Genomic DNA, 21,698 nt, shown 5'->3' on the forward strand with positions numbered 1-21,698 from the left:
ATCGGAGAATTACGTTATCACTGCAGGGCAGGCGCGATCTAGGCGACGGTCATTGCGGCTGGGGTTCGACGTTGAGTTCCTCGAACCGGGCCAGGGCTAGGTCGCGTTGGTCTGCGTCGAAGGTCTCGTAACGCGTCACGCGCTCGGCGTCGAAGATCATCAGCAGGACAAGTGGAATCGCGACCGCAACGCCATCGGTTGACGTGCCCCGCAAGACCGCGTGGTTGACGACGCCCATCGCCGACTGCGTGAGGACCTCGGCTTGTTCGACCCAAAAATCAGGTACGAGCGACGCCATCATCTGGATCGATGGCATGTGATCGCCGATGGTTTCCACGCCGGGGCTGGACAGCTGTCGGTGGTTGACGTAAGTAGCGCCTGCGCTGAGTGCGGCGAACGCATCCCAGTCGTGACGGTTGGTGGCCTCGGTCAGCCGACACATCGCCTCGATGACTTGCGAATGCTCGACTTCCCCAGATGCGATCCATCGGGCGGTGAGTTCAGCGAACGCGCCGTTGATGTCGTCGGGATCAAACAACACCGAATTGCACACGAGGCCATCGGGGTTCACTTCCGTGAGCATCAAGTGCTCGGCGGTGATAGGTCGGTCGACATCATCGGTGTCGCGGTACGCATCTCGGGTCAGCGCGAGGCGGGATCCCCTGATCGCAAGGGGCGCTACCTCTAACTTCCATGCTGTAGGTGCCTCGAAAACCGCGCGCACAACTTCCGGCGTGACCGTGCGTTCATCACGCAGCCCCTTCCGCCGATCCTGATATCGCGAGTCGGAAGTGGCTGCCGCCAGAACGCCGTTCACGTCGCGGCGATTGATTGCCTCGGCAGTGCGCGCGCGGGCTCGCGTTGCAGCGTTCTCGAGTGAAGGCGTGTGCCGATCCAGCTCGTCGAACCTCGCAAGCGCGGCGTCCAGGTCTGCCTCATCGAATAACTCGGACCGGTTAATCCGATCGCTATCCACGGTCGAAAGGCCAACCTCCCGCCACTCGGCGTCGAAACCCTCCCGCGAGGCCCCCTTGATCACCCGCGTGACGACCGCACCTAGGTCGTTCAACCGGTGCACCTTCTCAACGTAGGCATTGACGTCCGGCGCGATGAGATCCCAGGTGACGTGAAGGTAAGCCTCCAGATCCCCTGGCGCGAACGCTCGGCCCCCTCGGCGATGATCGACGTTGCACCAGTCTGGCGTCGTCGGCGGCAGTTCGTGTCGGTTGACCGCGGCGTACGCCCCCGTGATGACCGACCATGTTCGCGCATGGGCCGCAGCTTCCCCCGCAAGATACCGAGCTTCGAGTTCTTCGAAGGCAGCGTCGATGTCGTCGGGGTCGAACACGACCTGCGTCGCGGCCCGGTTGTTCGTGTCGATCTCGAGGATGGTGAGAGTTTCGGTGTAGAAGGCTCCGGGCCGCTGGTCTCGGCCCGACATGCGGGCACGACTGAGGGCAAGGCGCTCGCCGCGGGTCGCAATAGTCGTCAATGCAATATTTGCGACTCCGAGGTCGGCGATGGCACGCATGTTCGCGATGTCGGCGTTTCGGCCGTGTAGGTTTCCGGCGTTCACGACCCGACGGCGATCGTCGATGGAGCAGTCGTCGGTCAGTAGTTCCGCCCGTGCGGTCCAGTCGCGGGCCGCGAAGTTCGCGCGAAGGCGTTCGGCCACTTGCGTTGCCGCATTTTCCAGCCGCGGCGCCTGCGGATGTAGTTCGGCGAATCGGGCAAGCGCGGCATCGACGTCATCCTCTTCGTACACCTCCATCCGCGGTTCGTCGGGATTGAGTAAAAGCAGGCGAGGCCACTGTAATTCGTTTTCGTACTCGTCGGTTCCTTCGATCACGAAGCTGGCGACTAGGCCGTGGGCATCGAGCGCATGCACCGTTGTGATCCGGTAGCGGGCGTCGGGCACGAGAGCCCACAACTCCTCGACCGCCCGCCTGAAATCTCCCGGCGCGAACGGAACTCGTCGATGGTCCGTGTATGCAAATCCGTTCAGCATTGGCCCCGGCTCATGACGGTTGGCCTCGCCCAGCGTGTCCAAAGCGATTTGCCACACGCGTGCGAATGGTGCCGCTTCGCCGGTGAGGTAGCGAGCATCAAGCTCTTCGTACGCGGCGTCAATGTCGTCAAGGTCGAATATGACCATCGCGACGAACCGCTCGTCGGCGTCGATCGCAGTGACGCCGAGCCACTCGGCTCCGACCTCTCCGGGCATGTCGCGGTTGAAGGCGCGGGCATGGGCGAGGGCAAGGCGCTCTCCGCGGGTCGCAATGACGCTCAACGATATGGTCTTTGCGCCGACCTCTACCGCGGTTCGCAGGTCCGCGATGTGCACATCTCGACCACGACGAACTCCTGCGTTCACGACACGTCGGCGATCGTCCACGACAATGTCGTCGGCCAGGAGCTCTGCCATGGCGGGCCAGTCTGGGGCCGAGAAACACGCTTGGTATCGCTCGAGTATTCGGCCTGCCGCGTTTTCCAGCCGTGGCGCCCGCGGTTGCAGTTCCTCGAATCGGGCGAGCGCGGCGTCGAGGTCTGCTTCGTCGAAGACCTCGTAGTGGCTTAGCAAGTCGCCTTCGAACGTGAAAACGGTGATCGTTCGCCATTCAGCGTCAAAGCCCTCTTGCGAGGTTCCTTTCACCACTTGGGTGGCGACGGCCCCGAGTTCGTCCAGTCGATGCACCGCCTCGACGTAGACTCTGGCGGTCGGAGTGACGTCCCACACGGCACGCACAGCTGAAGCCAGATCACCCCGTTCGATCGACACGACCGGTCGATGGTCGATGTAAACCGGATCCGCAGTCGTCGCCGGAAGTTCTTGTCGATTGAATTGCGCGTGGCCGTCGGCAATCAGCGACCACGCGCGCGCGTGGGCGGCGGCTTCGCCGGCGAGGTAGCGGGCATCGAGCTCCGCGAGGGCAGCGTCGATGTCGTCGAGGTCGAACGCGAGCTGCGCCGCAATCCGTTCGCTGGTGTCGATCTCGGCGATGATGAGCATCTCGCTGCTGAACTCTCCGTATTGCAGATTTCGGTTCGGAGAACAGATGTGAGTGAGGGCGAGGCGCTCCCCGCGGGTCGCGATGACGCTCAGCGGTATGGGCGCCCCGTCGGCGAGCGCTCGCAGGGTTGTGATCACGCCATCGCGACCGTCCCAGAACCCGGAACTTGTCACGCGACGGCGATCGTCGACGAAGCTGTCGTCGCTCAGGACCTCGGCTATCGCCGCCCAGTTGCGGTCCCGGAAGTATGCAAAGTACCGGTCATGCACCCGGCTTGCCGCGTTCTCCAGCCGGCGCGTCTCCGTGTGCAGTTCCTCAAAGCGGGCGAGCGCGGCGTCGAGGTCTGCCTCGTCGAAGATTTCGCAGCGGCTGATCAGGTCACCCTCGACCGCAAAGATGTCCGCCATGCGCCACTCGCCGTCGAAACCCTCTTGCGAGGTCCCGGTCGACACAAGGGTAACGACCGCTCCGAGGTCGCTCAGCCGATGCACAGCCTCGATGTAGACGTTGTACTGGCCATCGTTTAACGCCGCACGCATGTATGCCTTCAGGTCACCAGACCCAATCGCCGCAACTGACCGATGGTCGATGTCGACAAAATCTGCAGTCGTCGCGAAGATTTCGCGTCTATTCAGCGCGGCGCACGCCCGCAGGATGGCCGACCACGTTTGCGCATGCGGCGCCGCTTCTCCGGCGATGTACCGAGCATCGAGCTCTTCGAAGGCGGCGTCGATATCGTTGACGTCAAAGATGACTCGTGCCACGACCCGTTCGTCAGCGTCGATCTCCACCACGGAGAGCATCACGTTGTGGAATGCCTCGGGCCGTTGATCCGGACCCGAGAAGCGGGAATGCGTCAGAACGAGGCGCTCCCCTCGGGTCGCCATGACGGTCGACGTCACAGTTGCTCCGAGGTCGACGAGCGCTCGTATGTTTACCAACTCGGCGTCTCGGCCCCGACGGAGACCGGCGCTCGCCACACGACGTCGATCGTCATAGACGAAGTCCTGTGTCATAGCCTCGGCCATCGCATCCCAGTCGCGGGCGGCGAAGTAGGCATGGAGGCGCGCATCCACTTGGCTAGCCGCGTTTTCCAACCGCGGTGCCGCCGGGCGCAGTTCTTCAAAGCGGGCGAGCGCAGCGTCGAGGTCTGCCTCGTCGAAGACCTCGCAACGGCTGACGAGCTCGCCTTCGACAATCACAATGTCGATCTGACGCCACTCGGCGTCGAAACCCTCTTGCGAGGTCCCGCGCGTCGTGCTGGTTACGACGGCTCCGAGGTTGGTCAGCCGGTGCACAGCCTCGATGTGGCAACTGGTGTTCGGCATGAGGTCCCACAGCGCATGGATGGCTGCGGTTATGTCACCGGGCGCGAAAGCACCTCCTTGCCGGTGGTCGATGTTCACCCAGTCCGCCGTCGTCGGAAAGTCTTCGCGCCGGTTAAATGCGCCGTAGCTTCGGGCAACGACAGACCAGGCGTGTGAGTGGTCGGCCGCTTCGCCGGCCAGGTAGCGGGCATCGAGCTCTGCGAACGCCGCGTTGATGTCGTCGAGGTCGAGCGCGAGGCGGGCCAATATCCGTTCGTCAGCGTCGATCTCAACGATGCCGAGCACCTCGGCAACCACCGTCTCGGATGACTGGTCTCGGACTGAGAAGCTGTCACGGCTGAGAGCGAGGCGCTCCCCACGGGTCGCGACGATGGTTGACGTGATTGTCGAGACACCGAGGGCGGCTGATGCTTGCATGCTTGCGATCGTGGCATCTCGACCGAGTCGCGCCCCCGCGTTGACCACTCGCCGGCGATCGTCATTGAAAACGTCATCGGCCAGCATCACACTCAGGGCGTCCCAGTCGCGGGCAGCGAAGCGCGTCACGAAGCGTTCGAATACTCGGCTTGCCGCGTTCTCCAGTCTCCGTGCCTGTGGTTGCAGTTCCTCGAAGCGGGCCAGGGCGGCGTCGAGGTCTGCCTCATCGAAGACCTCGACGCGTCCGTAGACGTCGCCTTCGACTATGGCCATGACGATTGCCCGCCACTCCGCGGCGAATCCCTCTAGCGAGGTTCCATGTGCGGCATGGGTGACGACCGCTCCTAGGTCACTCAGCCGATGCACCGTCTCGACATAGGCGCTGATGTCCGGCGTGAGATCCCACACGGCGGGAAGATAGGCGGTCAGATCCTCCGTCTCGGTCGTCAACACCCCTCGATGGTCGATGTAAACCGAATCCGGTGTCATGCCAGGAAGTTCGTGCTGATTGACCGCGGAATAGCCCCGCGCGATCACCGACCACGCTTGAGCGTGGGCGGCTGCTTCGCCGGCGAGGTAGCGGGCATCGAGCTCTTCGAAGGCTGCGTCGATGTCGTCGAGGTCGAACGAGACGTCCGCGACAATCCGTTCGTCGGCGTTGATCTCGCAGATGGCCAGCAGCTCTCCGAGAAGCGCCTCGGGCCCTTGGTCGCGGAACGAGAAGCAGACTCGCATGAGGACGAGGCGCTCCCCGCGGGTCGCTATGACCGTCGACGTTATGTTCGTGATCGTCAGGTCTGCGATTGCCCGCAAGTCCGCGATCTCGGCATCTCGACCACGTCGGAGTCCAGCGCCCACCACTCGGCGGCGATCGTCCTGGCAAAAGTCAGCAGTGAACGTCTCCGCTATGGCATCCCAGCCGCCAGCCACCAAGTGCGCCAGGAAGCGCTCGGCCACTTGGCTTGCCGCATTTTTCAGTCGCGGCACCGGTTGGTGCAGCTTCTCGAAACGGGCGATCGCGGCCTCGATGTCCGCCTCGTCAAATACCTCACAGCGGTTGAACACGTCGCCCTCGACCGTGAGCAGGAGGACCTCCCGCCATTCGGCGTCGAAGCCCTCTCGCGAAGTTCCGCGCACCACATGGGTGACGACAGCACCGAGGTTGCTCAGCCGATGCACGGCCTCGACGTAGATGCTGACGTTGGGTGCGAGGTCCCAGGTGGCATGCATGTATGCGGTCAATTCACCGGGCGCGAATGCTCTCGCACGTCGGTGATCGATGTTCACCCAGTCGGGTGCGGAAAATTCATGCCGGTTGAATGCGGTGTAACTCCTTGTTATGACCGACCATGACTGCGAATAGGCGGCGGCCTCGCCGGCGACGTAGCGGGCGTCGAGTTCCTCGAAAGCGGCGTCGATGTCATCGACATCGAACACGATGGACGCCGTGGCTTGATTGTCGTCGTTGGTCTCCACGACGCCGAGCGCGGCAGCCTGGAATGCCTCGGGCTCCTGCTCCTGGCTCGCGAAAGCGAAACGAAACAATGCGAGGTGCGCTCCGCGGGTCGCGATCACGGTTGCCCTGACGTCGCTCATCCAGACGTCGCCGGTGGCATGCCAATTCGCCATCTCGGCATCGCGGCCGTGTCGCGTCCCGGCGTTCAAGACTCGACGGCGATCATCTGAGGAAATGTCGTCGGCGAGTAGTTCCGCCATGGCGTCCCAGTCACGGGCCGCAAAATGCGCCAGGAACTGTCCAACCAGTCGGCTTGTCGCGTTTTCTAGATGGGGTTCAGGCCGATTCAGCTCCTCGAAGCAGGCGATCGCTTTGTCAAGATCCGCCTCGTCGAATAGCTCGCTCCGGCTGATCAGATCGCCTTCGAACGTGAGAAGGGCGATCTCCCGCCACTCGAGCTCGGATCCGTCTTTCGATGTGCCATGCGCCAAGTGGGTGACGACTGATCCCAGGTCGGTCATCCGATGCACGGCGAGGATGCGATTCTTCATGTCTTGCGCGAAATCCCAACCGGCACGCAGGTATGCGATCAGGTCACCCGGCGCGAATGCTGTCGCCCGCCTGTGATCGATATTGACCCAGTCCTGAGTGTGCGCCGGGATCTCATAGCGATTGAGCGCGGCGTCGGCCGCCGTGAGCAGCGACCACGTGTGCGCGTGGGCGGTCGCTTCGCCGGAGAGGTAGCGCGCGTCGATCTCCTCGAATGCGGCGTCGATGTCGTTGGCGTCGAACACGACTCGGGCCACGATCCGGCTTTCCGCATCGATCTCGATGACGCCGAGCACCTCGCTGTGGAAGGCGTCGGGCCGTTGCTCGGGACCCCAGAACCGGGTACGACTCAGCACGAGGCGCTTCCCACGGATCGCGATGACGTCTGACGTCATGTTCTTGATCCCGACACCAGCCCACGCCCGCATATTGGCGATATCGACGTCACGACCTAGTTGGAGTCCCGCGCCCACCACGCGACGGCGATCGTCACTCGAAAAGACGTCGGCCGTCATCTCGGCCATCGCGTCCCAGTCACGCGCCGCGAAATGCGCCAGGAAGCGGTCGCTGATTTGGCTAGCCGTGTTTTCCAGTCGCCGCACCTGCGGGTGCAGTTCATCGAAGCGGGTGAGAGCGGCATCGAGGTCGGTCTCGTCGAACAGTTCGAAACGGTTGAGCCGATTGCCGTCGAACGTGAGAAGCCCGATCTCGCGCCATTCGGCCTGGAAGCCCTGTCGCGAGGTGCCGTGCGATGTCATGGTGACGACGGCTCCGAGGTCGCTCAGGCGATGCACGACCGTGATGTAGGACGTGAAGTCCGGCGCGTCGTCAAACACGGCGTGGACGTAGGCGGTCATGTCGCCGCTCGCGAACGTCGCTCCGCGCCGGTGGTCGATATTGACACAGTCGGGCGTCAGCTCGGGTATTTCATGTCTGTTGATCGCGGCGAGGGCGCCCGCTACGACCGCCCACGTGTGCGAGTGCGCTGCGGCTTCGCCGGCGATGTAGCGAGCATTCAGTTCTTCGAACGCGGCGTCGATGTCGTCTGGATCGTATGCGACGCGCGCCAGGATCCGTTTGTTGGCGGAGGTTTCGACGATGACGAGCATCTCGATGTGGAATCCCCCGGGTTGCTGGTCTTCACCCCGGATGCAGGTCCGGCAGAGGACTAGGCGTTCACCTCGAGTCGCGATGACCGTCGCCGTACTCCTCGTGGTCCCAAGGTCGGCAAAGGCCCGCATGTTCGCGATTTCGACGTCCCGGCCGCGTCGGATCTCGGCGCTCACCACCCGTCGGTGGTCGTCGACAGTTGTATCGGCAGTCAGTAGTTTCGCCATGCCGTCCCAGTCGCGGGCGGCAAAGTAACTTCGGAAGCGTTCGTACGTTTGGCTGGCCGTGTTTTCCAGTCCCCGCGGCTGTGGGTGCAGTTCCTCGAACCTGGCGATCGCGGCGTCGAGGTCCGCCTCCTCGAAGACCTCCAACCGGTCGACCAGATCGCGGTCGACCGTGATGACCGCGATACTCCGCCACTCGGCTTTGAAGCCCTCTTGTGAGGTTTCATGCGACACGGAGCTGACGACAGCTCCAAGGTCGTCCAGCCGGTGCACCACCTCGATGGAGCTGCTCACGTCCGATGCGAGTTGCCACTCGGCTAGTAATGCGGGCAATGCACCCGGCGCAAACGACGCCGCATGCCGGTGGTCGATGTTGACCCAATCTGGCGTCGTCGGCGGCATCTCGCGTCGGTTGAGCGCGTCGTAGGCCTGCGTGATTACCGACCACGTGTGCGCGTAAGCGGCCGCTTCGCCGGCAAGGTAGCGGGCGTCGAGTTCCGCTGAGGCAGTGCCGAAGTCGTTGGCGTCGAACCAGACCCGCGCCGCGATGCGCTCGTCAGGATCGATTTCGACGAGGTTGAGTACCTCGGTGTGGAACGTCTCGGACGGTTGATCGGGGTCTAACGACTGCCATAGGGTACGGCTGAGAACGAGGCGTTTTCCGCGTGTCGCGATCACGTCTGACGATCTGATCGTGAGCCCGAGGTCGGTGAGCGCCTGCACGCCCGCAATTGCCAGATCGCGACCTTGTCGGAGCCCGACGTTCACTGCGCGACGACGATCGTCGATGTAATAAGTGTCGGTTAAGAGCTCAGCCATCGCGTCCCAGTCGCGGGCTGCGACGCACGCCATGAGGCGCTGGTCCGCGCGGCTCGCAGCGTTCTCTAGCCGCCGTGCCGGTCGGCTGAGCTGATCGAACTTCGCGATAGCGGCATCGAGGTCGGACTCGTCGAAAAGCTCGCAGTGGTTGAACATGTCGCCATCAGCCGTAAACAGGGCGACTTCTCGCCATTCGGCGTCGAAACCGTCGCGCGAGGTCCCATACGCCGTTTGAGTGACGACCGCACCGAGATCCGTCAGCCGATGCACGGCCTCGATATAGAGAGTGATGTCTTCGTGGAGGTCCCATGCGGCTCGGAGATATTCGAGCAGGTCGCCAGGCGCGAACTTTGCCCCTCGGCGATGGTCGACGCTTACGAAGTCCGGCGTCGTCGGGGGCAGCTCGTGCCGGTTGACCCCGGCGTAGCCACCCGCGACGACCGACCACGTTCGCGCGTGCGAGGCGGCTTCGCCGGCGAGATAGCGTGCGTCGAGCTCGGCGATGGCGGCGTCGAAATCTTCGAGGTCGAACGCGATGAGCGCCTTGATGCGCTCGTCCGCGTCAATCTCGACTATCTGTAGGAAATCGACGCGGAATGTCTCCGATTCCAGGGTGCTGCGCGAGTAGCGGGCACGAGTGAGGGCGAGGCGCGCCCCACGGATCGCGATGGCCTCTGAGCCCGCGTCCGTGACTTCGATATCGGCGGCCGACCGATAGTCTTCGATCGCAGCATCCGGGCCGCGTCGGATCCCGACGCCTACAACCGAACGACGATCGTCGCCGCAATAGTCGTCGGTGAGAAGCTTGGCTATTGCGTCCCAGTCGCGGGCTTTGAAATATGCGTGCAGGCGCTCGTATACCCGCGTCGCGGCGCTCTCTAGCCGTCGCGCGGGCGGGTGCTCCGCCTCGAACCGGGCGTACGCGGCGTCGAGTTCGGCGATCGCGGCATCCATGTCTTCGACGTCGAACCACACCTGCTGCGCGATTCGACCCGACTCGTCGATGCCGTTCAGCGAGAGAAATTCGTCTCGTGGCGCCCCAGGGCTCACGTCGTTGCTGCCCACCACCAAGTGAGCGAGAGCCAGGTGCTCGCCACGCACGGCGATAACGACTTGGTTGAACCGTACGTCGCCCGTCTCGACAGAGCGCCTGCTTAGATGTGCCCAGTCCGCCGGTGGCAGGTCGGTTGTGAAACCGACGATCTTCCGACGACTCTCGACGAGGCCCTCAGGTGCATACAGCTCCTCGAGCGCGTCCCAGGCCTCGCTATGAATGGCAGCTAAGACGCGTTCGGTCACTCGTACGCATGCATTGTCGAGATCGACAACTGGCTTTTCGGGTGGCGCCGGGGCGGTGGGCGGAACGGCGCGCTCACCGAGAGCTCGACGCGCCCTCTCGGCAAGTGCCGCGGCGCCCTTCCGCTCGTACAGGTCGACCGCCCGGCCGGCGGCGGCTCGCGCTCCCGCGGCATCGCCGGCGGCACCCAAAACCGTTGCCAGGGTGTGGCACGCGTCGCCGTGATCCACCAACAGGTCGGTGTGCCCGGCCACGCTGACAGCCTCCTCGGCCGCCCGCCGGGCCTCGGCGTGATCACCACGACGCGCCAAAAGCTGCGCCCGAAGCGTACGCCAGGCGATCGACGCCTTCAGCGCGTGACCGGCGAGACGCTCACTCTCCGTGCACAATTCGTCGGCCTCGGCTTCGCGACCGAGCACCAGACACGCGCGACCCAGCAGCGCTGCGGTCTCGGCGGTGTCGGCGTCGAGTCTCATGCGACGAAAGCCGTTGTAGGCCTTACGAAGATGTGGCTCTGCGGCAGCCGGATCGCCGAGGACGAGCTCGACGATGCCCGCGAACTGCTCGACCTCCAAAAACGCATGGCGCAGACCGAGTTCGGTCACCGTGCGCCTGGCCGAGTCGATCATGCGGCGCGCCGCCGCGGCCCGGCCGCGGAATGCCTCCAGCACGGCCTGGCATCGCGTCGACGTCGCCTCGACCGCGGGCGAATCGGTCGTGATTCGCAGCAGCCGCACCACGTCAAGGCACCGGCCGCCCGCGCGCGGCACCGGGTTGGGTCCCCACAGCGCCGCGAGCGGCGCGTTCGCCAACACTGCGTTCACCCGGCGGTGTTCACGCGCGCGCCGCGCCGCCGTCAGGGCGTCGTCGAGGGCGATCTCGCAGTCGCCGATCCGCCCGAGGCGGGCGAGACAGCCGGCACGGACGGTGTGCGCCTTGGCTTCTCCTGCCGCGTCGTTCAGTTCGGCCAGTTTGGAAGCCGCCGCGCCCACCGCGGCCTCGACCTCGTCCAGTCGTTCCGGATGGCTCAGCATCGACAGCTGGCCGTCAAAGCATGTCGCCCACGCCGCCAGGCGCGCCGAATCGATTGTCGCGCCCTGCAATTGAGAGACCGCACCGGCCGCCGAAGCCACGTCGCCCGCGGCCAGCAGCGCCTCGCAACGCGCGATCAGCAGCTCGGCGACCTGGTCGTCGCGGTCGGGCAGCTCCTCGTCAATCTCCTCCAACGCGTGCAGCGCCCGATCGTAGAGGTCGGCCGCACCCTCATAGGCGAGGCGAGTCATCGCCTGATCCGCCGCGCGCCGGCAGTACTCGACGGCCTTGGCGGCGTTGCCCGCCCACGCACATTCGAAGTAGTGGTGAGCCAGCTCGGCCAGAAGCTCGTCGTCGTCGCCGGCCTCGCTCTCCAGCGTCGCGGCGATGCGCTGATGCAGCCGCATCCGCCGCACGGACGGCAGCTCGGCGAGCAGCGACTGCCGGACAATCGCGTGGTTGAACCGATAGCGGCCGCCGGGCTCCTCGATCACGATGCCGGCCTTGCACGCCTCGTCGAACGCGTCGACCAGGTCGTCGCCGACCACGCGCTCGACCAGCTCCAACGCGAACCGGCTGCCGACGACCGCGGCCGCGGCAAGGGCCTTGTTGGTCTCCGCGGGAAGCCGCGATAGGCGTCGGCTCACGGCCTCGCGCACCCCCTGCGGCAGCGTGCTCTGGTCCCACCGGCCGCCGCTTTCGTCCACATGCCGCAGGGCCTCGATCAGGAAGAACGGGTTGCCACCGGTCACCGCCGCCAGCGCCCGGGCCAGCTCCTCGTCGTTGTAGCCGGCCTCGGCGACATACGCCGTGACGTCGTCCTCGTCGAGCCCGCCGAGCTGCAGCCGGTCGGCGGTGCCGTCGCGGTGCAGGTCGGCCAGCATCGCCGCCAGGGGATGGGAGCGGTCGAGGTCGGTGCTGCGATACGTGCCGACGATCTGCACTCGGGCGTGCTCGCCGAAACGCAGCAGGTGCCGCAGTAGCAGCAGCGTGGGTTTGGCCGCCCAGTGCAGGTCGTCGAGGATCAGCACGACGGGCGTTCCGGCTGAGGCGATTCCGAGCAGCGCGACGACGGCGTCGAAGAGCGCGTAGCGTTCGGTGTCCGGGTCGGCGCGTGTCGGCATCGCGATATCGGGCAGGGCATCGGAGAGCCCGGGAACCAGTGGGAGCAGCGCCTCCACGCCGCGCAGCCCCCGAAGCGCGCTGCTACCCATGCACGGCACCAGCGAACGCAGCGCCTCCGCGAACGGCTGGTACGGTGCCCCGAGGTCCTCGTCGCAACGGCCGTAAATCACGAGGGCGCCTTGGTCATAGGCCTGCCGCGAGAATTCGCCGGCCAGGCGCGTCTTGCCGACGCCGGGTTCGCCGGCGATCAGCACCGCGTTGGTGCCACCGGCGAGCGCGCGCTGCCACGCGGAAAAGAGCCGTTCGAGTTCGCGCCCGCGCCCGACGAACGGCCCGGGGCCGGCCAGCACGGCGGGCAGGCTCGGACGCTGCACGGGCTCATCGGTCGAGACGTCCGCCTGCGCATGGTCGTCGGCCGTTTCCAGCCGGAGCTCGAAGACGTGTTCCGGGCGCGCGAGGTTGCGCAGTTCGCGCATGCCCAGATCGGCAAGCAGCACGTCATCGGGCAGTGAGTCGATGACGAGCTCGGCGGTCGCGCCCGAGCACAGGATCTGGCCGCCCACCGCCAGCGACCGCAGGCGCGCGGCGCGGTTGACCGCCCGGCCGAAGTAGTCGCCGTCGCGAAGCTCGGCCTCCCCGGTGTGCAACGCCACCCGGACCCGCATCGGCTCGGCCAGCGCCCACGGCTCGTGAAAGATGGCCTCTTGCAGCTCTATTGCCGCGGCCGCGGCCGCCGACGGTCGCTCGAAGACCGAGAACGTGGCGTCGCCCTCGCCGCGTGTCTTGATCAACCGTCCTCCGCGCGACGTGACGACCTGTTCGACGAGCTCGTCGTGTCGTGCCAGCGCCACCGCCATGGCGCCGGCGTCGGCCTCCCAGGCGGCCGTCGACCCCTCGATGTCGGTCAGCAGGAAGGTCACGGCGCGCGTCATCACCGAAGGCTGTTGTGCCGCAGGGATTTCCAGCGCGGTGTCCTGTGCGACGATCGCTGCCTCGAGCCGGCGAAGGTCGGGTCCCGGGTCGACCCCCAGTTCGTCGGCGAGCAGCGACCGGGCCCGCTGGTACGCGCCGAGGGCCTCACCCTGCCTGCCGGCCCGGTACAGGGCGAGCATCAGTTGGCCCCAACGCCTCTCGCGCAGCGGCGCCTCGGCCACCGCGGCCTCGAGCTCGCCGATGATCTCCGCGGCGCGACCGGTGGCCAGCAGCGCGTCGGCCCGATCCTCCACGAGCGCGGCGTGGCCCTCGATCCACCGCGTCTTCTCGGACGTCCCGCGCCGGCCGTCGGGCAGTTCGGGAATCCCGCGCCACAGCGCAAGCGCCTCCTCGAAGCGGGCCACCGCCTGGCTGGTGTCGCCGGCGGCGGCGGCGTCGCGCCCCAACCGGGCGGCCGCCTTGTAGCGCAGGGCATCGACGTCGCTCTCGGCGAGGGTCCAGCCCGCGCCCGCCGTCAGGACAAACCCGTCACCCAGGACGCGACGCAGCGACGAGATGTGGGTCTGCAGGGCCTTGGCGGCGGTGCGCGGCGGATCCTCGCCCCAGAGCAACTCGACGAGGGTGTCGGCGGACACGACGGAGCCGCCGTGCAACCCGAGCATCGTGAGGATGGCGCGCGGCTTGGCGCCCGGCACAGCGACGGGCACCCCGCCCTGCCGGACCTGGAGAGGGCCCAAAACCCCCAGTTCCACCCATGGAAGCGTACTCACATTGCCATCGTCGGTGGGGCGATTCAATGCATGGTCAAGATCGAGTAAAGCCGCCCCGGACCTGCTGGTGAACGGTCAGAGCGGCACCCAGGTGCCGCCCACGTAGACACCCCATTGGTGGTAGCGGTTGCTCCACATCGGGGCATCCGGTGACCACGCCGGCCGTGGCGGGGGCGGGGGCACGTCCTGTGGCGCATAGGCGGGCGCATAGGGCGGTGGGGGTGTGTACCAGGCCGGTGGCGGCGGCGGCAGTTTGCACTCGTTGGTCATCTGATTGAACGACATGTTGGGCGCGCATGCCGCCGAGCTGGTACCCGGGACCGCGACCGCTGCCGCCATCGACACGAACAGGGCCGCGACAACGGCGGCCAGACGACCGAACCACCACATGGCGGGCCTCCCGGATGGACCATCCAGACCTTGGTTCGCTTCAGCCTAGGCCTTGGATGCCCCTAAGTCACCGCGTGAATCCCCATTGGGCTTCGTTCGACTCGGTGTTGACGTGCGCGGCGGGATCCTCGTCCGACTCGCTGTGGAACGGGTGGGTGACGGTCGGTGTGCGGTCGCCGATCTCGGTGATCGCGTGCACCGGGCAGTCGAGCAGGGCGCGGATGACCTCGTGGCGGTCCGCCTCGGCCACGGTGCCATCCCCGATGAGCGACGCGTAGCCCCAGTCGTCCAGCGAGAAGTAGCGGGGCGCGTGCTTGGCGCAGATGCCGAAGCCGTCGCACACCGTGCGGTCCAGGCGGATTTTCATGCTTGCCTCGCAGCCTCGGCCTCGTAGGGGCGATCGAAGCGGAACGGGCGGTCACCGCAGTCCGGGCAACCGCCCTCGAGATGCCGCGCCACATCGTCGGGGAACTGGCCGAGCAGGCTGGCGGCCACATTGGTGGCGGCGTCCAGCGTCGCGCAGGCCCCGCGCCCGCGCAGCACCACCGACCAGCGGCGCAATCGGTCGACGTCTTCGGTTGTCGCGGCGCCGTCGCGCAACGCCCCGCCGACCGCGGCCATCGCGGCCGTGCCGTTGAAACACGACCCGCACTGCCCGGCGTTTTCGCGATCGAAGTACGCCAGCACCGACGCCGCAACCGCCACCGGGCAATCGTCGGTGATCACCGAGATCGCACCGCAGCCCAGGCCGCTGCCGAACCGTCGCATCGTCTCGTGGTCCAGTGTCGTCTCCAGCACGTCGCGGTTGAGGAAGCCGGCGAAATAGCCGCCCAACAGCGCGCCCCGCACGTTCTCGGGCGAAACACCGTGCAGCGCAAGCAGTTCGGTGAACGGCAGGCCGTGGGGAAGCTCGTAGAGGACCGGAGGCCGGCCGGCGCCGGTGATGGTGGCCAGGAAGGTGCCCGACGACAGCGGGGTGCCCTGCGAGCGGAAGCTCGCCGACCCGTGGCGCTGCAGATACGGCAGGTTGGCCAGGGTCTCGACGTTGCTCACCAGGGTGGGCCGCCCGCCCACGCCCGACTCGAATGGGCGCGGGGGCTTGTCCGTCGGCTTGGCCGGGCCGCCGTTGAGCACGCGAACCGCCGCGGTCTCCTCGCCGGCCACGTAGCCGGGCTGCACCGTGATCAGGTCGACGGGAACACCGAACGCCCCGGGGTCGACTTCGCCCAAAGCGGCTTCGACGCTGTGCGCCGATTCCGGGTCCGACACGTACACGTAGGCGCGGTCGGCGGCGACGATCGCCGCGGCCAATCGTAATCCGTCCAACACCATGTGCGGGCGGTGGCGCAGCAGCCATCGGTCCTTGACCGAAGCCGGTTCTCCCTCTTCACCATTGGCGACGACGACGGCGCCGCCCGCCGCGCGTCCGTTGTCGCGCACCGTGCGCAACTTCACCGCCAGCGGAAAGGCCGCGCCGCCGCGGCCGACCAGCCCGCTGGACTCGACCTCGCCCAGCAAAGCATCGCCGTCGGCCAGCGGGTGGTAGCCGCCGAGATCGCGGTAGGCGGCGAAGTCCTCGCGGCCGGGTTGTTCACCGAGCAATCGGCGTTGGCAGCCGGGCGCGCTGGCGGTGGTGATGCTTGCGGATTGAGCGGTGTTCACGGCCGGCCCGCCATCGTCTTGGTTAGGCTTGCGCACATGCGGACTGCGGTGGTGCGCGTGAACGTCGACCCGGGAAGCGTGCTCACGCCGGAGCAATTACGAGACGGCATGGCAGCGCTCCTCGAACTCGCCGGCGCGGCCGGTGTCGACGTCGTCGAGAACGATCTCGCCGCCATGCCCGCGCGTCGTCGCGAAGTCGAATTGCTGGTGGCGGCCGAAGATGGAGATTCGGCCAAGAGCACTGCTATTGCCTTGTGCGCCAAGGCTTTCGGCACCAGTCCGGCACCGGGTGTGGTCACCTTCATCAGCCGGGGCACCGACGACGACGCTCACGGTGTGCTGTCCGGGTTCGGGCTCACCGGCGACATCGAGCGGACGCCCGGCGACGACGGGTTCGACATCGTCTACGTGACGCTGCGTGAGGACGACCTCGAGCACATTCCGGAGAGCCGGATCCACACGGCCCTCGAGGCGTCGCTCAACTGTGAGGTTCACATTCGCACCAAATAACACGTCAGGACCCCAAGAATTCGAGAATCGCCGGGGCGGCCTGCACCCAGGTGTCGAACATGTTGAAGTGCTGCACCCTGTCGGCTGCGCGATCTTCGGAAGCGCGCTCCCATGCGTCCTCCGGCCAGGGCGGATCGATCAGCTTGGAGCCCTTGATCAGGCAGCTGACTTCCAGCGACGTCCGTTTGGGATGATCCCAGTCGTTCTCGCCGCCACGAATGATCAACGTGGGCACCTGGATTCGGTCGAACATCTCGTCCTCGACACCCGGAATGGTCTGTCCCGGCTTGGACACGAACGCGTTGAGCCAGCGCAGCATCACCTTGAGGAACTCGTCCTTGTCGAAGTCGAGGAAGCGTTGCTTGTTGGCCGGGTTCTCCTCGATGCGGTCGCGCCACTCGGAAACTTTGATCACGCCCTCCATCCCGGTTCCGCGTGCGGCCAGAATGCTCGGGACGATGTAGAAGGACCCCAGCACGAACGTGCCGTAGATACCGCCGACGATGTTCCACACCACCAGCTTCTCCACGAGCTCGGGGTAGAGCATCGTCGTCAGCATGGAATCCCTTGCCCCGCCGGAGCCTCCGGCGATGATGCACCGCTGGACGCCGAGCGCACCCAGCAGGCCGTGCAGGGTCTCGGCGCGCATGTGCGACTCGCTTTGCCCGTAGAACTGCACATCGGACGCACCGCAATTCGGCCGGTCCCACAGCAACACCCGATAGCCGCCCGCGACCAGCGCCTCGGCGAGTGGGCGCAGGCCGGGGATTTCCTTGCTGAACCTGCCGCCCGGCGTCAGGACAATGAGATCGCCCGAGTCTCCGAGGATTTCGTAGACGACGTTCCCACCGTTCACCTCGATCGAAGCCACACGACTCTCCTGTAGTTAGGCCGTCACCAGAACGTCGTTGCCGACGACGCGCACCGGATAGGTGCGGATGCTCCACTCCGGCTTGACCGCGGTGGTGCCGGTCGCCAGCTCGAAACCCCATTGGTGCCAGGGACAGTAGATGTATTCCAGGTCTCGCACCATGACAGCGTCGCCGGGGGCGGTCTCGTCGACGATGGTGCGACCGCGCGGACGGCCCGAGCACAGCGGTCCGCCCTGGTGCGGGCAGTAGTTCGCGATCGCGTAGAACGTTCCGTTGACGTTGTAGACGCCCACGCCGTGGCGTCCGATCGGCACCAGCTTGTGCGTACCGGGCGGGATCTCGTCTACTGTCGCGACAACGTGCTCGCGGCCCTGGGCGAGGCGGGGTTCGGGCCGCTTGGTTTCTTCGGCCAACTCAGAGCACCCGGACTTGGCCCTCGAGGACCGGCACCGTCTCCGGCAGGTGATAGGTGGCGATGCCGTTCTTGTACATCACCGCTTCCCGCGCCGCCTTGGGAAGGTGCTTGACCAGCCAGCGCGGGTCGTCGAACGTCCAGTGCGGATAGTCCGAGGAGTACAGCAAGATCTTGTCGCACTCCATCCACTCCATCGCGCGGGTCAACTCGGTCTTGTCCTCCGGGTAGTCCAGCGGCTGCGTGGTGAACTTGATGTGGTCTTTGACGTACTCCGACGGCTTGCGCTTGATCTCCACCCGCGACTTGCGCGCTTCGTAGATCGCGTCCATGCGCCACATCAGCGGCAGGATCCAGGTGAACGCGTGCTCGACGAACACGATCCGCAGCGTCGGGAACCGGTCGAAGACGCCGTCGAAGATCAGGCTCATCACCTGGTTGGCGGCCAGCAGCGAGTAGGTCACCATGAAGTCGTGGTTGTAGCTGGGGTAACCCACCGGCGGGGTGGGCAGCATCTCGTAGTTGCTGCGCGACAGGTGGCAGCTCACCGTGATGTCGTGCTTGGTGGCGGCCTCCCAGATCGGGTTGTACCTGGGGTGGCCCCATGAGGGCCGCGGCTCGGCTTTGATCAAAACCTGCGCCATGTAGGGGTGCCCGGCCCACGTCTCGATCTCTCGGGCCGCGCCCTCGGGATCCTCGACCGCCGCGCAGATCGAACCGCGCCAGCGCTGGTGCCAGTTGTTGTGGCTGTCCAGCCAGTGATTGGCCTGCCAGTGATTCAGCGCCGTCGAGTAGGCCTGGTGCGCTTCGGCCAGGCGCGGGGTGCGGCCGCCGGGCTCCAGGATCGCGATGTCGGACCCGGCCTCCATGATCAGCTGGCGAAACGCCATGTCCGGGTCGCTGCCCGGGAACTCGCCGTCGGGCGGGAAGGTGTCGGTGCGCATCGCGAAGCTGTGCGCGTAGTCAGGCGCGTCGTAGTAGATCAGCTCGCCGATTCGATGGTCACGGAAGAACTTGCTGCGCCAGGGCTCGGGAATGTACTGGGTGATCTCGCCCCGCTTGGGCACGGGGTGGACATCCGAGTCGACGCACCGGACGGCTATGCGCTCGGCGGCGGGAACACGTTCCTGCGTATGGGTCAGGGTCATTTCGAACTCCTAGGTCTCCCTCGCTTCTATTCTGCGACTAGCCCGCGGCCAGGTCGACAGAAATGTCGATCCCGTACAGGTCGGCCGCGTTGCGCCAGCACAGCTTCTCGCGCTGTTCGGCCGACAGCGCTTTGGGCAGCTTCGTGACGTCGCCGCACTGCCAGTGCGGATAGCTGGAGCCGAACATCACCATGTCTTCCTTGCCGGTGAAGCCGAACCACTCGCCGGCGAACTCGGCGTCGCCCGGGCCGTCGAGGCTGCCCTGGACGAAATAGACGTGCCCGGGGAGGTAGTCGCTGGGAATCCGCGGCGCCCAGGGGGTCTGTTCCAGGTGCGGCCGGCCGAAGGTGTCCATCCGCCAGATGAACGGCGTCAGGAAGTCCGCGGCGCCGTCGGCCCAGACGAATTTGAGGCTTCCGAAGCGCTCGAACACGCCCTCGGCGATCATGTTCATCAGGTGATACACGTAGTTCAGCGCCATGAAGCCGACGTACTGCTCGTAGGTCAGGGTGTGCCCGGACGGTGTGGGGGGAAACCCGATGCCCTCGCCCGTCTCGATGTGCACCGCCACCGGAAGGTTCGCGTCGGCGGCGGCTTCCCACAGCGGCCAGAACTGCGGTTTGCCGTAGAGCTCGCGCGACTGCAGCGGGACACCGATCTGGACGACGCGCGGGTGCGCACGCCATTTCTCGATCTCGCGCACCGCGCCGGCGATGTCGTCGGGGTTGACCCGGATGGTGCCGCGGAACTTCTCGCCGAACTCGCCGGACTCCAGCCAGCGCGACACCATCATCTCGTTGTGGGCGGCATGCAGCGCGCTGCCGAGGTGCCGGTCCGGCATGATGCCGCGGCCCATCGGATGCAGGACGGCCACGTCGACCCCGCGCTTCGAAAACAGTTCGTTGGCAACGAATTCCGGATCCGACCCCGGGTACTGCCGGTCCGGCCCCTTGGTGTTCGGCGCGTACTCCCCACCGGGTGCCCCGTACCAGTCCATCTCGTAGTCGGGAAAACCGCGGCTCTTGAACGGCTCACGCAGGAACGAGCGCAGGTCCTTGTTGGACGGGAAGAAGATGTGCACGCTCGCGTCGATCACCGGCGTGCGTGTTCCGTCGGCGTGCTCGATCACGGAAGCCACCCTTCCGGTCGCCAAAGAGGGTCGGAATCAGTCATATGATAGACAACCTAACATTCTGATCCGGCGCCAATCAATGCATTTCCGGTAAGCGTTTCGGTTAAACATCGTCGCTGGTGGTGGGTGGTATTGGTGTCCAATGGGCTAGTCGCGTTCTTCAATGCGGATAATACCATTCTCCGCGGTTGGCGTTTTAGCCCGAGGGCTGGCCCGGACCGCCCACGACGACGCCGGCGGCCTTCTCCAACGGCTTGATCACCGTCGTGAAATCGGAATCGGGGCCTTGATCCTGCGCGGCCGTCTCCCAGAGCCGCCCGATCGTCTCGGCAACGTCGGTCGGCACGCCCAGTGACTTGGCCTCGTCGAGGTAGAGCCGCACATCCTTGACCATCAGCCCGGTGGCAAACCCGTAGTCGAAGGTTCGTGGCAGGATCGCGCGAGGAAACTTGTCACGACTCGCGCTCGTCGCGCCCGAGCCCGCGTTGAGCACCTCGATCATCACGCCGGGGTCGAGGCCGGCCTTGACGCCCATCACGACGACTTCCGCCGTTGCGGCCAAGACGTTGGCCGCGAGGATGTTGTTGACGAGCTTCATCGTCTGCGCCGAGCCCGGCTTGTCGCCAATGTAGAACGGCCGGCCGATCGCCTCGAGTGCCGTTCGTATGGCATCGAATTCGCTGCGCGGGCCGGACACCATGACGGCGAGCACCCCCTTTTCGGCCCCGCTGACCCCGCCGCTGACCGGGCTGTCGATCGCCACGATGTTCCGTTCGGCCAATCGGTCGTGGATTCGCGCGGCCGTTTGGCTCCCGACGGTCGACAGGTCGACGTAGCGCTTGACCCGCGAGCCCTCGATCACTCCCGCCGCGCCGGTCGCCACCTCCAACGACGCGGCGGGCGAGGGGAGGCTGGCCAGCACCGTCTCGGCGCGGTCGGCGACGTCTTTGACCGACGCCGCGGGTTGCGCCCCGAGCGCGACGACGCGTTCGAGCGCCTCGTCACGGGTGTCGAAGGCGATGACGTCGTGACCATCGCCGAGGAGCCGGCGTGCCATGGGAAAGCCCATGTGGCCCAACCCGATAAACCCGATTTCCATGTTTCGCGCTAGTCCTTGTCCAGCTCGGCGAAGACCTCGCCGGCCGTGCGGAAGCTGTCGACCGCCGCGGGAACGCCGGCGTAGATCGCGACCTGGAGGAATACCTCGCGGATCTCGTCACGGCTGACGCCGTTGGTGAGCGCCGCCTTGATGTGGGTGCGCAATTCGTGGGGCCGGTTGAGCACCGAGGTCATCGCCAGGTTGAGCATGCTGCGCGTCTTGCGCGCGAGGCCCTCGCGGCCCCACACCGCTCCCCAGCAGTATTCGGTGAGGAGGTCCTGCATCGGCCGGGTGAATTCATCGGCCTCGGCCAGTGCCCGGTTGACGTGCTCCTCGCCCAGCACTGCGGAGCGTATTTCCAGCCCACGCTGGTAGGTGTCGGGATCCAACGATGTTCTCCTT

General features: G+C 66.0%; 11 protein-coding genes. 1 reads left to right on the top strand and 10 read right to left on the bottom strand.

What is annotated here, in order from left to right:
* Positions 1-49: 49 nt before the first annotated feature.
* The 4 genes from OQ968_RS01315 to OQ968_RS01330 form a co-directional block, all read right to left on the bottom strand.
* Positions 50-14,053: a BTAD domain-containing putative transcriptional regulator gene (locus OQ968_RS01315; RefSeq protein ID WP_324673883.1), complete on the bottom strand. Its 14,004-nt coding sequence runs from the start codon at positions 14,051-14,053 to the stop codon at positions 50-52.
* A 93-nt stretch (positions 14,054-14,146) separates the two neighbouring features.
* The gene (locus OQ968_RS01320) at positions 14,147-14,461 is read right to left on the bottom strand and encodes a hypothetical protein (protein ID WP_324673885.1); all 315 of its coding nucleotides are present in this window, start codon (positions 14,459-14,461) and stop codon (positions 14,147-14,149) included.
* Positions 14,462-14,528: 67 nt separating this feature from the next.
* Entirely contained in the window at positions 14,529-14,828 is a 300-nt protein-coding gene (locus OQ968_RS01325; RefSeq protein ID WP_324673887.1) for a ferredoxin, read from the bottom strand.
* On the bottom strand, positions 14,825-16,123 hold the full coding sequence (locus OQ968_RS01330) for an NADH-ubiquinone oxidoreductase-F iron-sulfur binding region domain-containing protein (protein WP_324673888.1): 1,299 nt from the start codon (positions 16,121-16,123) through the stop codon (positions 14,825-14,827). The genes OQ968_RS01325 and OQ968_RS01330 overlap by 4 nt, the downstream gene beginning before the upstream one ends.
* Before the next feature lie 36 nt (positions 16,124-16,159).
* On the opposite strand from OQ968_RS01330, the gene OQ968_RS01335 reads away from it, so the two are divergent.
* Positions 16,160-16,633, top strand: a complete 474-nt coding sequence (locus OQ968_RS01335; RefSeq protein WP_324673890.1) for a hypothetical protein — start codon at positions 16,160-16,162, stop codon at positions 16,631-16,633.
* Between the two features lie 4 nt (positions 16,634-16,637).
* On the opposite strand, the gene OQ968_RS01340 is transcribed toward OQ968_RS01335, so the two are convergent.
* The 6 genes from OQ968_RS01340 to OQ968_RS01365 all read right to left on the bottom strand — a co-directional run bounded on the left by OQ968_RS01340 (position 16,638) and on the right by OQ968_RS01365 (position 21,685).
* Positions 16,638-17,504, bottom strand: coding sequence for an alpha/beta hydrolase (locus OQ968_RS01340; protein WP_324673892.1), 867 nt, complete (start codon positions 17,502-17,504; stop codon positions 16,638-16,640).
* Between the two features lie 15 nt (positions 17,505-17,519).
* Complete coding sequence (locus OQ968_RS01345; RefSeq protein WP_324673894.1) at positions 17,520-17,918, bottom strand: Rieske (2Fe-2S) protein; 399 nt, start codon at positions 17,916-17,918, stop codon at positions 17,520-17,522.
* Between the two features lies 1 nt (position 17,919).
* Positions 17,920-19,065: an amidohydrolase family protein gene (locus OQ968_RS01350; RefSeq protein ID WP_324673896.1), complete on the bottom strand. Its 1,146-nt coding sequence runs from the start codon at positions 19,063-19,065 to the stop codon at positions 17,920-17,922.
* Positions 19,066-19,102: 37 nt separating this feature from the next.
* A complete protein-coding gene (locus OQ968_RS01355; RefSeq protein WP_324673898.1) occupies positions 19,103-20,194 on the bottom strand; it encodes an amidohydrolase family protein in 1,092 nt (363 codons plus the stop codon).
* A gap of 199 nt (positions 20,195-20,393) precedes the next feature.
* On the bottom strand, positions 20,394-21,296 hold the full coding sequence (locus OQ968_RS01360; RefSeq protein WP_324673899.1) for an NAD(P)-dependent oxidoreductase: 903 nt from the start codon (positions 21,294-21,296) through the stop codon (positions 20,394-20,396).
* 8 nt (positions 21,297-21,304) lie between these two features.
* On the bottom strand, positions 21,305-21,685 hold the full coding sequence (locus OQ968_RS01365; RefSeq protein ID WP_324673901.1) for a carboxymuconolactone decarboxylase family protein: 381 nt from the start codon (positions 21,683-21,685) through the stop codon (positions 21,305-21,307).
* Between the last annotated feature and the right edge of the window lie 13 nt (positions 21,686-21,698).

Origin of the sequence: Mycobacterium sp. 663a-19, assembly GCF_035616495.1 — a bacterium.
In the GTDB taxonomy this organism is placed as follows: domain Bacteria; phylum Actinomycetota; class Actinomycetes; order Mycobacteriales; family Mycobacteriaceae; genus Mycobacterium.